Consider the following 16,067-nt stretch of genomic DNA (forward strand, 5'->3'; position numbering starts at 1 on the left):
GCCATGGAGGGGAGGCACATGAGCGCCTGCCAGCTCGGCAAGGGGCGCAATTGTAGAGAAGGCAAGACAGACAAGCAAGGTGATTGGCGATTATTTGAACAGCCGGAAACATATTTTGCCTGCACCAACCCTTCGCGGGGCAAGCCCGCTCCCACAGGCCTACTGCAACCTCAGCCATTGCAGTAATCCTGTGGGAGCGGGCTTGCCCCGCGAAGAGGCCAGCACAGACTGAATATCAGCGCTTGGCTTGACGCTGGCGCACTGCCTCAAACAGGCAAACGCCGGTCGCCACCGAAACGTTCAGGCTGCTGACGCTACCGCCCATCGGCAACTTGACCAGAAAATCGCAATGCTCACGGGTCAGGCGGCGCATACCTTTGCCTTCTGCCCCCATGATCATCACCAGAGGCCCGGTCAGGTCCTGCTGGTAGATCTCCTGCTCAGCCTCGCCAGCCGTGCCAACCACCCACAGCCCACGTTGCTGAAGCTTTTCAAGGGTACGCGCCAAATTGGTCACGGCCACCAGCGGGATCGTTTCCGCAGCGCCGCAGGCAACTTTGCGCACAACCGGCGTCAGGGTCGCCGATTTGTCCTTGGGCACCACCACCGCCGTGGCACCGGCAGCATCGGCGGTGCGCAGGCAGGCGCCGAGGTTGTGCGGGTCGGTGACGCCGTCCAGGACCAGGATCAGCGGCGGCGTTTCAGTGCGCTCGAGCAATTCCTCGAGCATCAACTCACCCCACACCTGGCTCGGGCTAACCTCGGCGACCACGCCCTGGTGCACGCCTTCGACCCAGGCATCCAGCTCACGGCGTTCAGCCTGGCCGACCGCTACGCGGTTTTCCGACGCCAGTTCCAGCAGCTTCTGCAGACGCGGCTCGCTGCGCCCTTCCGACAGCCAGATTTGCTTGACCCGCTTGGGGTGGTGCTGCAACAACGCCTGCACGGCGTGTACGCCGTAGATCTTTTCCAGCTGACTCATGACTTGCTCTTGCTCTTGCGGGGCGCACCGGACTTCGGCGGGCCTTTGCGATGTTTGGTCGGCTTGCCAGATGGCTTGCCACCTTTCTCCGACTTGCTGCCGGCACCGCTACGAGCGTCGGTCATCAACGCCTTCTTCATCTCGCGGCTCTTGCGCACTTCAGCGTTACGCTGCACGGCATCTTTCGGGAAGTAGGCCTCGGACGCCTCGCTCTTGCGGCTGCGCGGCTTGGGCGTGGCTTTCGCTTCAGTGGCCGGTTGCTGCTGCTCGGGCTTGTCGCCCGCTGGCGCGGCGCCACGCTGCTTGCGACCGATCGGGCCACTGAGGGTCTTCTCGGAGACTTCGAAGTCGATCTTGCGCTCATCCAGGTCGACGCGCATGACCTTGACTTCGATCGTGTCGCCCAGGCGGAAGCTGCGCCCGGTACGCTCGCCGGACAGGCGATGATGAACCGGGTCGAAGTGGTAGTAGTCGCCCGGCAGCGCACTGACGTGCACCAGGCCTTCCACGTAGATGTCCGTCAGCTCGACAAACAGCCCGAAGCCGGTCACCGCAGTGATCACGCCTGGGAAGGTCTCGCCCACGCGGTCCTTCATGTACTCGCATTTGAGCCAGTTGACCACATCGCGCGTCGCCTCATCGGCGCGACGCTCGGTCATCGAGCACTGCTCGCCAAGCTGCTCGAGGGTGTTCTCGTCGTACGGGTAGATACGCGCCTTGGGAATGCTCATGGCGCCGGCACGCTTGACGTGTGGGGTGTCCACCTTGGAGCGGATGATGCTGCGGATGGCGCGGTGCACCAGCAGATCCGGGTAACGGCGAATCGGCGAGGTGAAGTGGGTGTAAGCCTCGTAATTCAGGCCGAAGTGGCCGTTGTTGTCGGTGCTGTACACCGCCTGGCTCAGCGAACGCAGCATCACGGTCTGGATCAGGTGGAAGTCCGGGCGCTCGGCGATGCTTGCCAGCAGGGCCTGGTAGTCCTTCGGCGACGGGTCCTTGCCCTTGTGCAGCGACAAGCCCAGCTCACCGAGGAAGGCGCGCAGTTTCTCCAGGCGCTCCGGCGGCGGGCCATCGTGAACACGGTACAGGGCCGGCACGCCGTGCTTCTGCAGGAACTCGGCGGTGGCCACGTTGGCCGCCAGCATGCATTCCTCGATCAGCTTGTGGGCATCGTTGCGCACGGTCGGGCGGATCTCGGCGATCTTGCGCTGATCACCGAAGATGATGCGGGTTTCCTGGGTCTCGAAGTCGATCGCGCCGCGGGCGTGACGCGCATCCAGCAGCACCTTGTAGAGCGCGTAGAGGCTCTTGAGGTCTGGCAGGACTTCCTTGTACTGCTCGCGCAGCGCCTTCCCTTCACGGGTGCGGGCATGCTCGAGCATGCTGCTGACCTTGTTGTAGGTCAGGCGGGCATGGGAGTGAATCACGCCTTCGTAGAACTGGTAGTCGACCATCTGGCCGGCCTTGTTGATGGTCATCTCGCAGACCATGGCCAGGCGATCAACGTGCGGGTTCAGCGAGCACAGGCCGTTGGACAGCTCTTCGGGGAGCATCGGCACCACGCGCTCGGGGAAGTACACCGAGTTACCACGTTGCTGGGCCTCGACGTCCAGGGCAGAGCCCAGGCGCACGTAGCTTGAAACGTCGGCAATCGCCACGTACAGGCGCCAACCGCCAGAGAACAAGCGCAGCTTGCCCAACGGCTCGCAATAGACTGCGTCGTCGAAGTCGCGGGCATCTTCGCCGTCGATGGTGACGAAAGGCAGGTGGCGCAGGTCGATGCGCTTTTCCTTGTCCTTCTCTTCCACTTCGGAGCGGAACTTGCGCGCTTCCTTGACCACGTCTTCAGGCCAGACGTGCGGAATGTCATAGCTGCGCAGGGCAACGTCGATTTCCATGCCCGGCGCCATGTAGTTGCCGATCACCTCGACCACATCACCTTGCGGCTGGAAACGCGGGGTTGGCCAGTGAGTGATCTTGATCTCGACGAACTGGCCGATCTTAGCGCCGCCATTGCGACCGGCGGTCACCAGCACTTCTTGCTGGATCTTCGGATTGTCCGGCGTCACATAGCCGATACCGCCTTCTTCGTAGTAGCGGCCAACCACGCTTTCGTGGGCGCGGGAGATGACTTCTACCAATACGCCTTCGCGGCGGCCACGGCGGTCGGTACCGGAGACACGCGCCAGGGCGCGGTCGCCATCGAACACCAGGCGCATCTGCGACGGACTGAGGAACAGGTCATCGCTCTTGTCATCGGGGATGAGGAAGCCAAAGCCATCGCGGTGGCCGGACACGCGACCACAGATAAGGTCCAGCTTGTCTACCGGGGCATAGGTGCCGCGCCGGGTATAGATAAGCTGGCCGTCGCGCTCCATGGCACGCAAGCGGCGGCGCAGGGCTTCAATCTGGTCTTCCTCGTACAGACCGAATTCGGCCGCCAGCTCCTCGCGGGCGGCCGGCTCGCCGCGATCGGCAAGGCGCTGGAGGATCAGCTCACGGCTGGGGATAGGGTTGTCGTATTTTTCCGCTTCGCGAGCGGCCTCGGGATCGAGGGATTGCCAATCGGCCATCAGAAGGGGTTCACCTTGGGGTATATAGATAGGAATTCTGGCATAGGCGTATTGAAACCGGAAATGACAGCCTTGGACAGCCCCCCAGCGATGGGTCGAGGAAGGCGTAATAGGGCTGAAGAATCAACAAGTTGAATTTTTTGAAATATTTTTCGATCAGGGGCTTTACAGCCCTCAGGACCGTCCGTATAGTGCGCACCACAACGACGGACAGACGACGTTGTAGTTGAGATGAAACGCGATGTAAAGCATCATGTGACCTCGACGAAATGTGTGCCCAGGTGGCGGAATTGGTAGACGCGCTGGTTTCAGGTATCAGTGACCGCAAGGTCGTGGAAGTTCGAGTCTTCTCCTGGGCACCAAGTATTATCAAGTAATAGATGACCAAGGATCTGTTACTACTGTATGAAGCGAACGATAGTCGCCTTCATCAGACGATGTAAAGCTTTGCCCAGGTGGCGGAATTGGTAGACGCGCTGGTTTCAGGTATCAGTGACCGCAAGGTCGTGGAAGTTCGAGTCTTCTCCTGGGCACCATATAAAAACCCACTAGCTTGCTAGTGGGTTTTTTCTTGCCTGCGTTTTTATCCCTCCGTTACCGCCCTCCCCTCCGGCCAGAATTCAGCTGCTCGACGATCGTCTGCCCATGAATTTCTTGTCACACGGCCACTTGAGAAACGATTTCGTTTACCATTGTTTCCAAATATGTAGCCGTAAGCGAGGAAGTACCCGCATGACGATCCGTCCGCAACCGCTGATGCGCACCCTGGCCGCCGCTGTACTGAGCCTGGTGATCGGCGCTCCGGCCGCCATGGCAGACGCACCGGTCACACTGACCCTGTACAACGGGCAGCACAAGGAAATCGGTGATGCCATCGCCAAGGCCTACGAGGCCAAGACCGGCATTCACATCAATATCCGCAAGGGCAGCAGCAACCAGCTGGCCAGCCAGATCATCGAAGAAGGCGAGCGCTCGCCGGCCGACATCATCTACACCGAAGAGTCGCCGCCGCTGAACAACCTGGGCGAGCTAGGCCTGCTGGCGAAGATCGACGACGCCACCTTGAACATGCTGCCCAAGGAATACGTGGCTGCCAACGGCACCTGGATGGGCGTCACCGCACGTACCCGCGTGGTGGTGTTCAACCCCAAGAAAATCGATGAGAAAGACCTGCCGCAATCGGTAATGGACTTCGCCGACCCTGAGTGGGACGGCCGCGTGGGTTTCGTGCCGACCAGCGGTGCCTTCCAGGAACAGGCCGTGGCCATTCTGAAGATGCACGGGCGTGAGGCTGCCGAAGAGTGGCTGACCGGCCTGAAAGCCTTCGGCAAGACCTACACCAACAACATGGTAGCGCTCAAAGCCGTGGAAAAAGGCGAAGTCGCCGCCGTGCTGGTGAACAACTACTACTGGTATGCCCTTGAGCGTGAGCGCGGCAAGCTGGACTCCAAGCTGTACTACCTGGCCGACGGCGATGCCGGTGGCCTGGTGACCATCTCCGGCGCCGCTGCGGTCAAGGCCAGCAAGCATCCCAAGGAAGCCCAGGCCCTGCTCAACTGGATGGCCAGCGAAGAAGGCCAGCGTGTGATCACCCAGACCACCGCCGAATACCCGCTGCACAAGGGCATGGTGTCCGACCGTGGCCTGAAGCCGTTCGAAGAGCTGCGCCCGCCGAAGATCTCCCCGGCCGACCTCGGCAATGCCGAAGAAGCCTTGGAACTTGAACGTGAGGTCGGTCTGCTCTGATGACTGCCGCCCTGTCCGAGCCGACGCCGGTACGTTACGTACCGCGCCGCAAGCGCCCCTCGATCTGGGTGGTGCTGCCTGTGCTGTTCCTGGTGGCGATGAGCCTGCTGCCACTGGCGTATGTCGCCCTCAAAGCCTGGGAAGCGGGCTGGCGAGAGGCCCTGCACCTGCTCTGGCGCCCGTTCGTCTGGGGCCTGATGCGCAACACCCTGATGCTCATGTTCGGGGTGACGCTGGTGTGCATGGTGGTCGGGCTGGCCCTGGCCTGGCTGCTCGAACGCAGCAACCTGGCGGGCCGCCGACTGTGGGGCGTGGTGCTGTGCTTGCCGTTTGCAGTGCCGTCATTTGTCAGCAGCTTCACCTGGGTATCGCTGAGCTCGGACTTCGAAGGCCTTGGCGGGGCCATCCTGGTCATGGCGTTGTCCAAGTACCCACTGGTGTTCCTGCCGGTGGCGGCCACCCTGCGCAACGTCGATACCTCGCTTGAAGAGTCGGCGCGTACGCTGGGATGCAGCCGCTGGGGCGTGTTCATCAAGGTAACCCTGCCGTTGCTGTGGCCATCGATGCTGGGCGGCGCATTACTGATCGCCCTGCACATGCTGGTGGAATTTGGTGCACTGTCGATCCTCGGCCTGCAAACCTTCACCACGGCGATCTACCAGCAGTTCGAGCTGGAATTCAGCAACGCCAACGCAGCCATGCTATCGGCCGTGCTGCTGGCGCTGTGCCTGATCATGCTGTGGCTGGAACTGCGTGTACGCGGCAAGGCCCGTCATGTGCGCATCGGCCAAGGCGTGGCACGCCGCGCGCAACCTGTGCGCCTGCACAGGTGGGCGCCATTGGCGCAGCTGTTCTGCGTGGCCCTGGCGGTGCTGGGCAGCGGTATTCCGCTGGCCATGCTCGGCTACTGGCTGAGTGTCGGCTCGTCGGCGGCCTTCCCGGTCGCAGACATCTCCAAAGCACTGCTCACCTCGCTGTCGGTATCACTGGGTGGCGCGGGCTTCTGCGTACTGCTGGCACTGCCGATCAGCTTCCTGGTGGTACGCTACAAAGGCCGCCTGGCGATCTGGGCCGAACGCCTGCCCTACCTGCTGCATGCCCTGCCAGGCCTGGTGATCGCGCTGACGCTGGTGTTCTTCGCTTTGCACTACGTGCCGGCGATGTACCAGACCACCGCACTGTTGCTGCTGGCCTACGCGCTGCTGTTTCTGCCGCTGGCCCAGGCCCCGGTGCGCACCGCCTTGAACAAGGCCTCGCCAACGCTCGAAGAAGCCGCCCGCACCCTGGGTGCCAGCAGCTTCACGGCGTTCTGCCGGGTGACCCTGCCGATCATCTTCCCGGCGCTGGCGGCGGCCTTCGCCCTGGTATTTCTCGATGCCATGAAGGAGCTGACCGCTACCCTGCTACTCAGCCCGACCGGCATGACTACCCTGGCCACCGAGGTCTGGGCGCATACCGCCAACGTCGAATTCGCGGCTGCGGCGCCTTACGCGGCCCTGCTGATCGTGGTGTCGGGGTTACCGGTTTATCTGCTGACTACGCGGATGTACCTGAGCAAGCCTTGAAGCAGGCTCAGGCCGCCTTGCGGCCTGAGTTTCGCCGCTCGATATTGCGCAGCATGCGCCGGACGATCGGGCCATGGGCCAGGCCGACCGGCAGCATGTATAGGCGCCCGAACCGGTTGAAGCACTGCACTGAGGTTGTCACGCTCAGCCGCTGCTGGCCTGCCTCCGGCTCAACCAGATCGATGCACACCATGACCGCCAGGTGCGTATCACGAGAGGTCAGCACCAGTTGCTGCTGACTGATCGCTTCGACGGTGAAAAAGTCCAGGAGCTCGCCGACCGCTGGCACTTGGCTGGGGTTGCGCAAGGAGAAACCCTGGATCTCGGTAACGTTGAACCGGCGTGATATGGCATCGCGAAGACGAAAAGCGGTCGCCAGCCAGCCCGGAACGTCCGAGGTCATGGCGCAGTAGGCTTCGAGGGCGGACATCGGGGCGGTTACTGGCACTGAATGGCAGTGAAGAAAATCAAGCTGGGCCGGGCTGGCAAGTAATTGAGCATTCTCGGGGACCCGGGTTAGAGCCGGTGACATGAGCAACTCCCTTTGTCATTTGTCGCCAGCAGCTTAGCAAAGTCAAAGGCCCAGTTAGGAGCGGCCTTGCCGGGGCGCCGGACCGGTCGGAAAGGGCCGCATAGCGGCCCCAGCAATCTCAGCAGCCACGCAAGCCTGGGGGCGTTACGCCCTGAACTGCCCCAGGCTGGCCCGGAGCTGCGCCGCCAGGTCATCCAGCACCTTGCTGCTGGCCGTGGTCTGCATCACCACTTCAGCCGAGCGTTCGGCCTGGGCGTGGATAGTCTCCACCCGCCCACGCACCGCTTGCGCACCGTACGCCTGCTGCTCAGCCGCGCGGGTAGCCAGCCCGATCGCCGCATGCACTTGCTCGACCGCCACCTGGACCGACTGCTGGCGGCGCTCGTTTTCGCGCAGCACCAACAACCCTTCGCCGGCCTTGAGCCCCGCCTGGCTGATGGTCGCCACGGCCTCTTTGGCACCTTTTTGCAGGGCGGCGATGTGCGCCTGGATATCCCCCGTCGAACTTTGCGTCTTGCTCGCCAGCGCGCGCACTTCATCGGCCACCACGGCAAAACCGCGCCCCGTCTCACCGGCACGGGCCGCCTCGATGGCCGCATTCAACGCCAGCAAGTTGGTCTGTTCGGCAATGCCGTGGATGACTGTCAGCACCACCTCGATCTGCTCACTTTGCTTGGCCAGCCGTTCGATCACATGGGAGCCGGTCTCCACCTGGCCTGCCAGGCTTTCGATCAAGCCGGCGAGCTGGGTCGAGGTACGGCTGTTCTCATCCGTCGCCTGACGGATATCCACCACCTGTTGCAGTGCAGACTGCATGGCATGGCTCTCGGCCTGGGCCTCATCGGCCATGCTCGACAGATCACGCAGGCTGGCCGCCACTTCATCGCGCTGCAACGCGGCAGCGGCATCGGCACCGGCACTGCGCCGGGCCATGGCGCCAATCTCGACACCGGTACGCTGCGCCACCTCCCCCGCCTCGCGGACGATGGGCTGCAGCTTGTCGACAAAGCGGTTGACCGCCGAGGCCATGTCACCGATCTCATCGCGGCTGTCGAGGGCGACGCGCTTGGTCAGGTCTCCTTCACCGGCAGCCAAGTCGTTGAGGGCAGCGATCAACAGACGCAGCTTGCTCAGCACCCTGCGGCCAAGCACCACGGCAACCACCAGCAACACACCCAGGCCCACCAGGACCAGGCCAAGGCCGATGCGCCAGCGCAGTTCGGCGGCGGCCTCGCGCACGGTCTGCGCGGTGTTGGCCTGCATGGCCGTGGCACTGCTCTGCGCCGTCTGCAGCCGTTCGCGCAGGGTCTTGGCACTGTCGGCGGCGGCACCGCCGAGGCTGTCGCCTACCAACTGCTCGCCACTGGCGATCAGGGCGGCGAAGCGCTGGTCGAGGGCCGCGAGCGCCTGATCGACACCGGCGGTCGAAACCCCCATCAATACCTTGCCGATTTCCGCGCCATTGGGGTTGATCGAAGCTTCGACAAAATACACCGCCGGGTCGCGGCGAGCCGCATCGATCACCTTGTCCAGCGCCCGCTCGCCCTGCCCCTTGTCCATCAACGCCTGGTTGATCGGGTTTTGCCGGTTGAGGTAGCGGGTCAGGTGCTGGCCCTGGGCGTCGTCGTAAACCACGAACAGCACATTGGGATTGCGCTGGGCGCGGCGTGCGAAGTCGGAGAGCACCGGCACATCGTTGTCCCAGATAGCCCGCGGGGCGACCGAAGCCAGCAGCTCGGCCATGTCGTTGGCAGAATCTTTGAGGTTCTTTTCCAACGTTGTGCGCAGTTGTTGCTGCTCGTCTTGCAGGCGTGCGGACAAACCTGCACTCAGACGCTGGCGGGTGCTGCTGGACAGGCTGTCGAGCCCGGAGCGCACATCCTGCCCGGCCTGCTCCAGCTCGCTGGCAAGTTTGCGGCTGTCATTGCCCAGCCGCTCGCCCAGGTCGGCCTCCAGAGCGGTGACCGTGCTTCGGGTCAGCGCAACGGCAACCAGCACCTGCACCAAAAGAGCGATACCAAGGGCAACAAACACAGGCCGCAAGAGGCGGCTTCGTAACAGTGAGAGGATGGCAGACACGGTGTAACCCTCGTGTTTTCTGGCGCCACTATTTTGATGGCCACTACAGAAACTTCTTACAGCAAGGGTTGTGCCGGGGGCAGCGGGGATATGTGCCAAGTTTTAGCAAGGTGATTGCCTACACGGGCCTCTTCGCAGGGCAAGCCCGCTCCCACAGTGATCTCCACGGACCTTGCAGCCACTGCAGAGATCCTGTGGGAGCGGGCTTGCCCGCGAAGAGGCCGGTGCAGGCCTACAAATGAAAACGCCGCGATCCCTTTCGGGACCGCGGCGTCAGATCAGCCGTGAAAGCGGATCAGGCGAACGGATGACGCAGCACGATGGTCTCGTTGCGGTCCGGGCCGGTGGAGATGATGTCGATCGGCGCGCCGGTCAGCTCCTCGATGCGCTTGATGTAAGCGCGAGCAGCTTCTGGCAGCTCTTCCAGGGTCTTGGCACCCAGGGTCGACTCGCTCCAGCCTGGCATCTCTTCGTACACCGGCTCCAGGCCGATGTAGCTGTCGGCATCGGAAGGTGCGTCAATGACAGCACCGTTCTCGTTCTTGTAGCCAACGCAGATGTTGATGGTTTCCAGGCCGTCCAGTACGTCCAGCTTGGTCAGGCAGATGCCCGAGATGCTGTTGACGTCGATGGCGCGACGCAGGATGACGGCATCGAACCAGCCGCAACGACGGGCACGGCCGGTGGTCGAACCGAACTCATGGCCGCGCTTGGCCAGGGTGGCGCCAGTCTCGTCGAACAGTTCGGTCGGGAACGGACCGGAGCCGACGCGCGTGGTGTAGGCCTTGGTGATACCGAGGATGTAGTCCAGGTACATCGGGCCAACGCCGGAACCGGTGGAGATACCGCCAGCAGTGGTGTTGGAGCTGGTGACGTACGGGTAGGTACCGTGGTCGATGTCCAGCAACGAGCCCTGGGCACCTTCGAACATGATGTCCTTGCCGGCGCGACGCAGGTTGTGCAGTTCGGCGGTGACGTCGAGCATCATCGGCTTGAGCTGCTCGGCGTAGGCCATGCACTCGTCCAGGGTCTGCTGGAAGTCGATGGCCGGCTCTTTGTAATAGTTCACCAGCTGGAAGTTGTGGTAGTCCAGCAGCTCACCGAGCTTGGCGGCGAAACGCTCACGGTGGAACAGATCGCCAACGCGCAGGCCACGGCGTGCGACCTTGTCTTCGTACGCTGGGCCAATGCCACGGCCGGTGGTGCCGATTTTGGCTTCGCCACGGGCTTTTTCGCGGGCCTGGTCCAGGGCCACGTGGTACGACAGAATCAGCGGAGCAGCAGGGCTGATACGCAGGCGCTCGCGCACCGGTACACCCTTCTCTTCCAGCTTGGTGATTTCACGCATCAGGGCATCTGGAGCAACGACCACGCCGTTGCCGATCAGGCACTGAACGCCTTCACGCAGGATGCCGGACGGAATCAGGTGCAGAACGGTTTTTTCACCGTTGATCACCAGGGTGTGGCCCGCGTTGTGGCCACCCTGGTAGCGCACTACGGCGGCAGCATGTTCGGTCAGCAGATCGACGATCTTGCCTTTGCCCTCATCACCCCATTGGGTGCCCAGGACGACGACATTCTTACCCATTACATTGGTCCTCATTCACGCAAACTTGGTTGCCGGCCTACTGCCGACGCAGAAACTCAATGGGTCAGCGGCAGTACCTGCCAGCGCCCGTCTTGCTGAATCAATTGCCGATCACAATCCGCCTCGAGAGCAGCACTCAACGGCTGGCCAGGCAGAGCCTGAACCACACGCTGGCCCTCGTTGCGCAACTGGCAGACCTGCTGCCAGAGGGCCGCGTCGCCACTGTCGGGCATCCAGATGCCGCCAGTTGGCAATACGACCTCCGCTCGCCCCAGTGTGACCAGGGTCTTCAAATCCGTGGAGAATCCGGTGGCCGGGCGTGCCCGGCCAAAATCGGCGCCGATGTCGTCATAGCGCCCGCCCTGGGCGATCGATTGACCTTCGCCCGGCACGAACACCGCGAACACCACACCGGTGTGGTAGTTGTAACCGCGCAGCTCGCCCAGGTCGAAATACAGCGGCAGGTCCGGGTAGCGCGACGCCAGGCGATCGGCGATCGCCAGCAGGTCGTCCAGCGCCGCCAGTACGCTGGCCGGGGCACGGCCCAGGCGCACGCGGGCTTCGGCCAGCACTTCACGGCCACCGCACAGCTCGACCAGGGCGCGCAGCATGTTGCCCAAGTCCTTCGGCAAGTCGGCGGTCAGTGCCTGCACTTCATCGACCGACTTGCGCTGCAGGGCGTCGAACAGCTGCTGCTCGACCGCGCCCGACAGGCCAGCGGCACGCGCCAGGCCACGGTAGATGCCGACATGGCCGAGGTCCATGTGCACGTCCGCGACATCGGTCAGTTGCAGCGTGGCGAGCATCAGGCTGATGACTTCGACATCGCTGGTGGGGCTGGCGTCGCCGTACAGCTCGGCACCCAGCTGAATCGGGCTGCGCGAGGTGGACAGGGCACGCGGCTGGGCATGCAGCACGCTGCCGGCATAGCACAGGCGGCTCGGGCCTTCACGGCGCAGGGTGTGGGCGTCGATACGCGCCACCTGCGGGGTGAAGTCGGCGCGAAAGCCCATCAGGCGACCGGACTGCGGGTCGACCACCTTGAAGGTGCGCTGATCCAGGTCCTGGCCGGCGCCGGTCAACAGCGACTCCAGGTACTCGATATGCGGGGTGACGACCAGTTCGTAGCCCCAACTCTGGAACAGGTCCAACACCTGGCGACGCGCGATCTCGATACGCGCAGCCTCAGGTGGCAGTACTTCCTCGATGCCATCTGGCAGCAGCCAGCGGTCTACCGTTGCCATTACGCCATTTCCCCTCTGGTCCGGGCGGCCTGCCTGTGGCGAGCCGTCAGTAAAGCAGGTATCGCGCACAGCAGCGGGCAGCACTGATCCCAGCGCAGCCACCGTACCCAATACCCTCGAATTGCCTTGCGCACTGACCAAACCGTCAACTGGCGGCTTGCCAATCAACCTTGCAGACGCAAAAAAGCCGGGAAATTTCCCGGCTGCCTCATCATACACCCCTTTTCATTCAGGATGCACCCCGCCTGGTGTTTTAGCTGCCAGGCGGGGCGTTACCCCAACAAAAACGGGCTCAGAGCATCAAGGCTTGCTCTTGTCCAGGTAACGGAAGAACTCGTTCTTCGGGTCCAGGACAAGCACGTCGCTCTTGCTGGAGAAGCTCTCGCGATACGCCTGCAGGCTACGGTGGAACGCATAGAAATCAGCGTCCTGGCTGTAGGCCTTGGCGTAGATGGCAGCCGCCTGGGCGTCACCATCACCGCGGGTTTCTTCAGCTTCGCGATAGGCTTCGGCCAACAGTACACGACGCTGACGATCGGCATCCGCACGGATACCTTCGGCCAGTTCGTTACCCTTGGCGCGATGCTCGCGGGCTTCACGCTCACGCTCGGTGCTCATACGGTCGAACACGCTGCGGTTGACTTCCTTCGGCAGGTCGATGGCCTTGACGCGAACGTCGACAACCTCGATACCCAGCTCCTTGTTGGCCATGCGGTTCAGCGAAGCGGTGATGTCAGCCATCAGCGCGTCACGCTCACCGGATACCACCTCGTGCAAGGTACGTTTACCGAACTGGTCACGCAGGCCGCTTTCCAAACGACGCGACAGACGCTCGTCGGCGATCTGCTTGAGGCCGGAAGTGGCGGTGTAGAAGCGCTCGGCATCCTTGACGCGCCACTTGGCGTAGGCGTCGACCATGACCGCTTTCTTCTCCAGCGTGAGGAACCGCTGGGTCGGAGCATCAAGGGTCATCAGACGGGCGTCGAACTTGCGCACCTGGTTCACATAAGGAACCTTCACATGCAGGCCTGGCTGGACATCCGCCTGGACCACACGACCGAATTGCAGCAGCACGGCACGTTCGGTCTGCGCCACGATGTAGAAGCAGTTCCAGGCCACCACGGCCAGCACCACAGCGGCGATCAGGGCGATCAGCGATCTATTGCTCATCAGCGGCTCTCCCTAGTGCGCAGCGGCTGTTGTTGCTGTTGCAGGTCCTGCGCCGCACGCGCGGCCGCATCGTTGACCGACGCAGACACGCTGCTGGTCGGTGCGGACGTGTTGCGGCTGCCTTCGACCATCTTGTCCAGCGGCAGGTAGAGCAGGTTGTTCTGCCCGTCCTTGGTTGCCACCATGACCTTGCTCGAGTTGCTGTAAACCTCTTGCATGGTTTCCAGGTACAGACGCTGACGGGTGACGTCAGGTGCCTTGTGATACTCGGTAACCAGCTTGGTGAAGCGATCCGCCTCACCCTTGGCGCGGGCAATCACTTCGTCGCGGTAACCGTTGGCGTCCTCGATGATGCGCTGGGCCTGACCACGGGCTTCCGGCACCACGCCATTGGCGTAGGACTCGGCCTGGTTGCGGGCACGTTGCTCATCTTCACGGGCGCGGATCACGTCGTCGAAGGCTTCCTGCACTTCACGCGGGGCTGCCGCGCTCTGTACGTTGACCTGGGTGACGGTGATACCGGTACGGTAGTTGTCGAGGAAACGCTGCAGGCGCTCGCGGATATCCACGGCCATCTGCTCACGGCCTTCGGTCAGCACCTGGTCCATCGAGGTGGAACCCACCACGTGGCGCAGGGCGCTGTCGGTCGCATGCTGCAGGCTCACCTCGGGCTGGTCGACGTTGAGCACGAAGTCCTGCAGGTTGGTGATCTTGTACTGGACGGTCAGCGGCACCTCGACGATGTTCTCGTCTTCGGTCAGCATCTGCCCCTGCTTGGTGTAGGCACGCTCACGCGTGACGTTTTCCAGGTACTTGCGATCAATCGGCGGGAAGTAGATGTTCAGGCCGGGACCTACCGTCTCGTAGTACTTGCCGAAGCGCAGCACCACGGCCTGCTCCTGCTCGTCGACCACGTACACGGCACTGTACAGCCAGATTGCAGCCAGCACCGCCAGGCCAATGCCCAGCAGGCCGTAGCCGCCACCCTTGCCGACACTGCGGTCACCGCCGCCACGTTTCTTGCCGCTGCCGAACATGCCGTTCAGGCTGTCCTGCAGTTTGCGGAAGGCCTCGTCCAGATCCGGCGGACCTTTCTTGTCACCACCGCCGCCACCGCCACCACGGCGGCCGCCCCAGGGATCCTGATTGTTCGAGTTGCCACCCGGCTCGTTCCAAGCCATAGCGCTCTCCATCTGATAAAGCAAAGACGCGCCCACGGCGCGCCGTCCAATGCTACAGAATGCCTGTCACTGCTGCCCGGCGACCTCGACGAGCATTTATTGCAAAGTGTGTTGCTCGACAAACACTTGCGGCTCCATGCCTTCGCGACTGACCAGACGATTCAACTCGACCCTGGGCAGTCGCACGCTCAGCAGGCTGCGCCCTTCTTCATCATGCTCTTCACTCTGCACGGCACCCAAGGCAAAGAATTGCGCGCGCAAGCGGGCAAAACGCTGCTCCAGGCACAGGGTGCCGACAAACAGATCATCCCCCAGCAACTCGGCAATCGCCTGGCCAACCAGCTCCAGGCCACGTCCATCTCGTGCCGATACCCAGACCCGCTCCGGCTTGCCATCGGCATCGCGCTGGATCTGCGGCTCGACATCTTCAAGCAGGTCGAGTTTGTTATAGACCTCGAGGATCGGCAAGCCTTCGGCACCGATCTCGCCCAATACCGCCAGAACCTGTTCGATCTGCTCCATGCGGTCCGGCTCATGCGCATCGATCACATGCAGCAGCAGGTCGGAGTTGCTCGACTCTTCGAGCGTAGCCCGAAAAGCCTCGACCAGCTTGTGCGGCAGGTGGCGAATGAAACCGACGGTGTCGGCCAGCACGATCGGCCCAAGGTCGTCCAGTTCGAGCCGGCGCAGGGTCGGGTCGAGGGTGGCGAAGAGCTGGTCGGCGGCGTAGACATCGGATTGGGTCAGGGCGTTGAACAGGGTGGACTTGCCGGCGTTGGTGTAACCCACCAGCGAAACCGACGGGATATCGGCGCGGCGTCGGCCGCGACGGGCCTGCTCGCGCTGGCTGCGCACCTTCTCCAGGCGTGCCTTGATCTGACGCAGGCGCACCCGCAGCAGACGGCGGTCGGTTTCAAGCTGGGTTTCCCCCGGGCCGCGCAGGCCGATACCGCCTTTTTGCCGCTCAAGGTGGGTCCAGCCGCGTACCAGCCGCGTGCTCATGTGCTCGAGCTGGGCCAGTTCGACCTGCAGCTTGCCTTCATGGGTACGCGCCCGCTGGGCGAAAATATCGAGAATCAGGCCGGTGCGATCAAGCACGCGACACTCGAAGACACGTTCGAGGTTGCGTTCCTGGCTAGGCGTGAGGGTGTGATTGAATATCACCAGGTCTACCTCATCGGCGTTGACCAGGTCGCGCAGTTCTTCGACCTTGCCGCTGCCAATCAGGTATTTGGCCGTAGGCTGATGCCGTGACACGGTCACCAGCGAGACGATGTCCGCCCCGGCCGACAAAGCCAACTCCTGAAACTCCTGCGGGTCTTCGCGCGCCTCAGGGTTCTGACCTTCCAAGTGAACGAGCAGCGCCCGTTCACCACCACCGTGGCGCTCAAAGAACAATGCAGGCTC

11 protein-coding genes, 2 tRNA genes and 1 pseudogene are annotated in these 16,067 nt (G+C 62.8%); 4 read left to right on the plus strand and 10 right to left on the minus strand.

Annotated features, from left to right (window positions below; translation table 11 throughout):
- Positions 1–235: 235 nt before the first annotated feature.
- A complete protein-coding gene (gene rlmB, locus ACSSU5_RS08050; protein ID WP_264311370.1) occupies positions 236–982 on the minus strand; it encodes a 23S rRNA (guanosine(2251)-2'-O)-methyltransferase RlmB in 747 nt (248 codons plus the stop codon).
- Positions 979–3,555, minus strand: a complete 2,577-nt coding sequence (gene rnr / locus ACSSU5_RS08055; protein ID WP_264311369.1) for a ribonuclease R — start codon at positions 3,553–3,555, stop codon at positions 979–981. The genes rlmB and rnr overlap by 4 nt, the downstream gene beginning before the upstream one ends.
- Before the next feature lie 275 nt (positions 3,556–3,830).
- On the opposite strand from rnr, the gene ACSSU5_RS08060 reads away from it, so the two are divergent.
- From ACSSU5_RS08060 to ACSSU5_RS08075, 4 genes are all read left to right on the plus strand, one after another.
- Positions 3,831–3,917, plus strand: a tRNA-Leu gene (locus ACSSU5_RS08060).
- Between the two features lie 87 nt (positions 3,918–4,004).
- Positions 4,005–4,091: transfer RNA gene (locus ACSSU5_RS08065), tRNA-Leu, on the plus strand.
- A gap of 196 nt (positions 4,092–4,287) precedes the next feature.
- Complete coding sequence (locus ACSSU5_RS08070; RefSeq protein ID WP_492560964.1) at positions 4,288–5,301, plus strand: extracellular solute-binding protein; 1,014 nt, start codon at positions 4,288–4,290, stop codon at positions 5,299–5,301.
- On the plus strand, positions 5,301–6,866 hold the full coding sequence (locus tag ACSSU5_RS08075) for an ABC transporter permease (RefSeq protein ID WP_264311367.1): 1,566 nt from the start codon (positions 5,301–5,303) through the stop codon (positions 6,864–6,866). The genes ACSSU5_RS08070 and ACSSU5_RS08075 overlap by 1 nt, the downstream gene beginning before the upstream one ends.
- 7 nt (positions 6,867–6,873) lie before the next feature.
- Here the strand turns inward: ACSSU5_RS08075 and ACSSU5_RS08080 are convergent, their stop codons facing one another.
- The 8 genes and pseudogenes from ACSSU5_RS08080 to hflX form a co-directional block, all read right to left on the minus strand.
- Entirely contained in the window at positions 6,874–7,398 is a 525-nt protein-coding gene (locus ACSSU5_RS08080; RefSeq protein ID WP_492560965.1) for a DUF2867 domain-containing protein, read from the minus strand.
- 144 nt (positions 7,399–7,542) lie between these two features.
- A complete protein-coding gene (locus ACSSU5_RS08085) occupies positions 7,543–8,427 on the minus strand; it encodes a methyl-accepting chemotaxis protein (RefSeq protein WP_492561307.1) in 885 nt (294 codons plus the stop codon).
- A 21-nt stretch (positions 8,428–8,448) separates the two neighbouring features.
- Positions 8,449–9,141 (minus strand): annotated as a pseudogene (locus ACSSU5_RS08090) (methyl-accepting chemotaxis protein); the annotation flags it as partial.
- A gap of 631 nt (positions 9,142–9,772) precedes the next feature.
- Positions 9,773–11,065: an adenylosuccinate synthase gene (locus ACSSU5_RS08095; protein WP_008095424.1), complete on the minus strand. Its 1,293-nt coding sequence runs from the start codon at positions 11,063–11,065 to the stop codon at positions 9,773–9,775.
- A 56-nt stretch (positions 11,066–11,121) separates the two neighbouring features.
- On the minus strand, positions 11,122–12,309 hold the full coding sequence (locus ACSSU5_RS08100; RefSeq protein ID WP_264311363.1) for an ATP phosphoribosyltransferase regulatory subunit: 1,188 nt from the start codon (positions 12,307–12,309) through the stop codon (positions 11,122–11,124).
- Between the two features lie 300 nt (positions 12,310–12,609).
- Entirely contained in the window at positions 12,610–13,479 is an 870-nt protein-coding gene (hflC, locus tag ACSSU5_RS08105; RefSeq protein ID WP_264311362.1) for a protease modulator HflC, read from the minus strand.
- Positions 13,479–14,660, minus strand: coding sequence for an FtsH protease activity modulator HflK (gene hflK / locus ACSSU5_RS08110; protein WP_264311361.1), 1,182 nt, complete (start codon positions 14,658–14,660; stop codon positions 13,479–13,481). Before hflK ends, hflC begins: the two co-directional genes overlap by 1 nt.
- Positions 14,661–14,756: 96 nt before the next feature.
- Positions 14,757–16,058 (minus strand): ribosome rescue GTPase HflX, encoded by a 1,302-nt coding sequence (hflX, locus tag ACSSU5_RS08115; protein WP_264311360.1) that lies wholly within the window; start codon positions 16,056–16,058, stop codon positions 14,757–14,759.
- Positions 16,059–16,067: the final 9 nt, after the last annotated feature.

The organism is Pseudomonas sp. E1MeOHC2 (genome assembly GCF_058745025.1).

Coding starts and splice junctions, on each gene's coding strand:
- rlmB (WP_264311370.1), bottom strand. CDS start 982: ATGAGTCAGCTGGAAAAGATCTACGGCGTACACGCCGTGCAGGCGTTG.
- rnr (WP_264311369.1), bottom strand. CDS start 3,555: ATGGCCGATTGGCAATCCCTCGATCCCGAGGCCGCTCGCGAAGCGGAA.
- ACSSU5_RS08070 (WP_492560964.1), top strand. CDS start 4,288: ATGACGATCCGTCCGCAACCGCTGATGCGCACCCTGGCCGCCGCTGTA.
- ACSSU5_RS08075 (WP_264311367.1), top strand. CDS start 5,301: ATGACTGCCGCCCTGTCCGAGCCGACGCCGGTACGTTACGTACCGCGC.
- ACSSU5_RS08080 (WP_492560965.1), bottom strand. CDS start 7,398: ATGTCACCGGCTCTAACCCGGGTCCCCGAGAATGCTCAATTACTTGCC.
- ACSSU5_RS08085 (WP_492561307.1), bottom strand. CDS start 8,427: ATGGCCTCGGCGGTCAACCGCTTTGTCGACAAGCTGCAGCCCATCGTC.
- ACSSU5_RS08095 (WP_008095424.1), bottom strand. CDS start 11,065: ATGGGTAAGAATGTCGTCGTCCTGGGCACCCAATGGGGTGATGAGGGC.
- ACSSU5_RS08100 (WP_264311363.1), bottom strand. CDS start 12,309: ATGGCAACGGTAGACCGCTGGCTGCTGCCAGATGGCATCGAGGAAGTA.
- hflC (WP_264311362.1), bottom strand. CDS start 13,479: ATGAGCAATAGATCGCTGATCGCCCTGATCGCCGCTGTGGTGCTGGCC.
- hflK (WP_264311361.1), bottom strand. CDS start 14,660: ATGGCTTGGAACGAGCCGGGTGGCAACTCGAACAATCAGGATCCCTGG.